Source organism: Lapillicoccus sp. (assembly GCF_025353065.1).
GTDB lineage: Bacteria > Actinomycetota > Actinomycetes > Actinomycetales > Dermatophilaceae > Lapillicoccus.
Genome location: NZ_JANXRJ010000001.1, coordinates 1 through 4,409, shown reverse-complemented (window position 1 = coordinate 4,409; position 4,409 = coordinate 1). Strand labels below are relative to the sequence as shown.

Sequence of the window (4,409 nt, the reverse complement as noted above, 5' to 3'; positions counted from 1 at the left end):
CCGGGAGCGGCCCGACGTCCTCAGCCTCGGCGGGGCCGCGTTCTTCGCCCTCGTGCTCGTCGCCTCCTCCGTTGTCCCAGGACCCGCACTGGAGGCCTGGACGCAGGCCATCTCGCAGGGCTGGATCGCCGCGATCATGTGGCTCTCGATCGCCGTCCGACGCCCCCTCACCCTCGCCTTCTCGACCAAGGAAGCCCCCGCGGAGATGGTGGGCACTCCCGAGTTCCTCCGCTTCAATGACATCATCACGGCCATGTGGGCCATCAGCTTCACCCTCGGCACCGCCGCCCTCGTCCTGGCCGGTCCGGCCGCGAGCACCGCGGTCACCACGGTCGTCGTCGCCGCCAGCATCACCCTCCCGATCGCCTCGATGAAGCGCTACATCGCCCACGTGACCGCCGAGCCCACCGAGGCCGAGGTCACCCAGGTCACCCAGGTCACCGAGGTCACCCAGGTCACCGAGATCAGCACCACCACCCACCCCAGCACGGTCACCGCGTGACCCGATCCGAGACCCAGGTGCGGGCCGGTCATCCGGCCCGCACCTCGTCGTTGCTGGCGCCGGGTCTCGACTTCCGGGTGTGGGACGTCTACCACCTTTGTGTCCTCGTCGTGGCGATGGCGCAGGTCTGGGCCGTCGGCCCGCCCTCGCTCGTGGCGCGGGTGGTCGCGACGCTCGCGCTGCTCGGTCTCGCCGCGGCATACGTGGTCCGAGGTCGTGACCTCGCCACGCTCCACGAGGAGGCGACGGGCCCGGGCCTGGCCTACGTGGCCACCGCCGGCGTCCTCTTCGTCGTTGCCGTCGTCGCCTCCGAACCGGCCGCGTGGGCGCTCGCCTCGCTCTGCGTGCAGGCGCTGCTGGTCCTGCGGTGGCTCGTCGCGGTGCCAATGATCGCCGTCCTCAGCCTGGTCCAGCCCCTCGCGAACTACCTGGTGCGGCACACGACCGAGGGACTCCTCGGGCTGATCGGTCTCGCCGTCGCCGCGACCGTCGGCAGCGGGGTGATCGCGGCGTGGATCGACCAGATCTCGGTCCAGAGCGAGGAGCGGGCCCGGCTGCTCGGCGAGCTCGAGGCGAGCCGCGGAGAGGTCGCCCGGCTCTCCCACGAGACGGGCGTGCTCACCGAGCGGGCCAGGCTGCGGGCCGAGATCCACGACACGCTGGCGCAGGGATATACGAGCATCCTCGCGCTCGTCCAGGCCGCCGCCGGGACCACGGACCGCGAGCGCGCCACCTCGCTGCTCGACCTCGCGGCCACCACCTGTCGCGAGAACCTCGCCGAGGCCCGCGCCATCGTCGCCGACGCCGCTCCACCGTCGCTCGACTCCTCCGCCCTCGCAGATGCCCTCGCCCGGCTGGTGAGCCGGCTCGAGGCCGAGACCGGTGCCGTATGCCGCCTCGCCATCACCGCGCAGGGGCCAGAGGGACCCGAGGACCTCGGCCGCCCGACGGAGGTGGCGCTCCTGCGGGTCACGCAGGAAGCCCTGAGCAACATCCGTAAGCACGCCCAGGCGCACCGCGTCGACGTCGAGCTGTCGCTCGCGGACGACTGGGTCACGCTGCTGGTGACGGACGACGGGATCGGGCTGAGCTCTTCGCCGGCCGACCCGTTCGGCGCAGAGGCGGGCACGGGTGGCTTCGGGGTCGGCGGGATGCGTTCTCGCGTCGAGGAGCTCGGCGGCAGCATCGATCTCGGTGACGCGGTCGGTGGCGGCACCCAGCTGCGGGTGGAGCTGCCCCGATGATCCGCATCGTGCTCTGCGACGACCACCCCGTCGTCCGCGCCGGCTTCCGCGCCCTGCTCGAGAACGAACCCGATCTCGAGGTCGTGGCGGAGGCGGCATCCGGGCCCGAGGGCGTCGCCGTCGTCGCGGAGCTGCGCCCGGACGTCGTCCTGATGGACCTGCGGATGCCTGGCGGTGACGGCGTCGACGCCACCCGGGCGATCGGGGCCGGCCCCTCGAGGACCGCCGTCGTCATCGTGACCACCTACGAGACGGACGGCGACATCGTCCGGGCGGTCGAGGCGGGAGCACTGGGTTACCTGCTCAAGGACACCCCGGCCGAGGAGCTCGTCCGCGCGGTCCGGGCGGCGGCGCGGGGCGAGACGATCCTGTCGCCCAGCGTCGCGGCCCGCCTGGTGCGGACGGTGCGCCAACCCCACCGGGCACCGTTGTCACCACGGGAGAAGTCGGTCCTGCGACTCGTCGCCGACGGGCGCACCAACGGCGAGATCGGTCTCGACCTCTTCATCACCGAGGCCACCGTCAAGACCCACCTGCTGCGCATCTTCACCAAGCTCGGCGTCTCGGACCGGACGGCGGCGGTCACCACGGCCATCGACCGGGGAGAGCTCACCTGAGCCTCCTCGGCCCGCTCCGGGGCGGCCCGGGAGCGGAGGTGTTTGGATGGAGTCATGCTGACCATCGAGCTTGCCCAGCAGCTGAAGACCGCGGGGCTGATCTGGACGCCGTCCTCGGGAGATCGTTTCGTCGTGCCGGTCGAGGACATGGAGGAACGCGTCTTCGTCCTCAGTGACGTCACCGCCGACATCCATCGCTTCGAGTCCGGCGACCTCATCGGCTTCAACGGCACGACCGAGTGGGCCCTCGACAGCATCGAGCAGGAGCGCGTCGTGTGGTTCCCCCGCGAGGACCAGCTGCGCGAGCTGCTGGGCGCCGCCTTCTCGCGCCTCGAACAGGTCTCCGGCGGGTATGCCGTGACGGCCACCGCCGCCGGTGGCGTGGAGGGCCGCTTCGTCGACATCGACCCCGAACGGGCTTACGCCAGAGCTCTGCTCGGTCGGCTGGGTGCAGAGGCGGAATGACCCCGACGCCGGCCGCGGACTGTCGCCGGTGGGCCCGTGACACCTGGCGCAGCCTCGAGGCGATGACCGACCGGTATACGGGCCTCGTCGCCGACGCCGTCGGCGCGGACCTCGGCCACCCCTCCCCCGCCACGTCGCCGACCAACATCGGGGACTTGCTCTGGAGCGCCGTCGCCGCCCGGGAGCTCGGGGTCATCGACGCCGACACCTGTCGCGACCTCCTGGCCCGGGCGATCGCGACGATCGGCCTGATACCCAGTCACGAGCCGAGCGGCCTGTTCTACAACTGGTACGACAGCGCTTCGGGCGAGCCCGTCCTCGAAGGGCGGGCCGACGGCCGGAGGGTCCGGCCCCTCGTGTCGAGTGTCGACACCGCGTGGCTCGCGACCGGGCTGATGGTGGCCCGCGCGGCGGAGCCGTCGGTCGCCGGGGCGGCGTCGCGGATCGTCGACCGGATGCGCTGGGACATGGTCCTCGACCGCACCGATCGCGCGGCCGGGCTCATCTCGGCCGGCTTCCGTGACGAGGACCCCGGGCCGGGATCGCCGATGCGACAGGGAAACCAGGCCGGACTCGGGCCGGACGTCTGGTACCTCCCGGGTTACGACACGATCGTGTCGGAGACCCGGATCGCGTCGTACCTCGGCATCGCCGCCGGGCAGGTGCCGCACGCCCAGTGGTTCGGGCCGTACCGCACCCTCCCGCAGGCGCGGCTCGAGGCCGACCGCGCGGCATACGTGGCGGACGAGGAGGCCGCGGGTCGCGAGCCGCACCTCGCACCGCCGCCCGTCGTCACGGGGGAGACGGTGACGCACCTCGGGGTCGACGTGGTCGAGGGCGCCGTCGCCTACCGCGGGATGCGGATCGTGCCGGGGTGGGGCGGGAGCATGTTCGAGGAGCTGATGCCCGACCTCTTCGTGCCCGAGGCCGAGTGGGGTCCGCGGTCCTGGGGTCGCAACCACCCGCTGCACGTGCGGGCACAGCGCGAGCACGGCCTGGAGGAGGAGGGGCTGGGTGTCTGGGGTTTCTCCCCGAGCAGCGACCCGCCGGACGGCTACGGCGAGTTCGGCGTCAAGGCCCTGGGGATGAGCGCGGCCGGATACTGGTCGCGCGGCACCGTGACACCGCACGCCTCGTTCCTCGCGATGGCCCACGAGCCGGAGGCCGCCCTGGACAACCTCGGCCGGGTCGAGGTCGACCACGGCGCCTACGGCCCGGGCGGCTTCCACGACGCCGTCGACGTCCGGCGCGGTCTGCGGGCCGAGCACCATCTCGCGCTCGACCAGGCGATGGTGATGGCGGCGCTGGCCAACCACGGTGCCGACGACGCGATGCGCCGGTGCTTCGCCCCCCAGGTCGAGGCCGTCCGGCCGCTGGTCGAGATGGAAGAGTTCGGAGCCGGCGCCTGACCGACCCCGACCACCGCGACGACCGCACTGACCGCCCGGCCCGCCCGATAGCACCCGGACCGCCCGGCAGCGCCTCCGGCGAAAACCCCGCTTCCTGCGCCGGATGCACCGAATCGCGCGACAAAACGCCCACGTTCGGTGCATCCGGCGCAGGAAGCGGGGTTTGGGGTGG

The 4,409-nt window shown here is 72.6% G+C and carries 5 protein-coding genes; all 5 read left to right on the top strand.

The annotated features are described in order from the left end of the window. Nucleotides 1-502, top strand: a 502-nt coding sequence (locus tag Q0R63_RS00025) for a hypothetical protein (RefSeq protein WP_295692166.1), incomplete at its 5' end; no start/stop codon positions are given. After that, a complete protein-coding gene (locus Q0R63_RS00020; RefSeq protein ID WP_295692163.1) occupies nucleotides 499-1,746 on the top strand; it encodes an ATP-binding protein in 1,248 nt (415 codons plus the stop codon). The genes Q0R63_RS00025 and Q0R63_RS00020, both read left to right, overlap by 4 nt. Further along, the gene (locus tag Q0R63_RS00015) at nucleotides 1,743-2,363 is read left to right on the top strand and encodes a response regulator transcription factor (protein ID WP_295692159.1); all 621 of its coding nucleotides are present in this window, start codon (nucleotides 1,743-1,745) and stop codon (nucleotides 2,361-2,363) included. Before Q0R63_RS00020 ends, Q0R63_RS00015 begins: the two co-directional genes overlap by 4 nt. Before the next feature lie 54 nt (nucleotides 2,364-2,417). After that, nucleotides 2,418-2,828 (top strand): pilus assembly protein CpaE, encoded by a 411-nt coding sequence (locus Q0R63_RS00010; RefSeq protein WP_295692156.1) that lies wholly within the window; start codon nucleotides 2,418-2,420, stop codon nucleotides 2,826-2,828. Then, nucleotides 2,825-4,237 carry a glucoamylase family protein gene (locus Q0R63_RS00005; protein ID WP_295692153.1) on the top strand — a complete coding sequence of 471 codons (1,413 nt, stop codon included), beginning with the start codon at nucleotides 2,825-2,827 and terminating at the stop codon, nucleotides 4,235-4,237. Before Q0R63_RS00010 ends, Q0R63_RS00005 begins: the two co-directional genes overlap by 4 nt. Nucleotides 4,238-4,409: the final 172 nt, after the last annotated feature.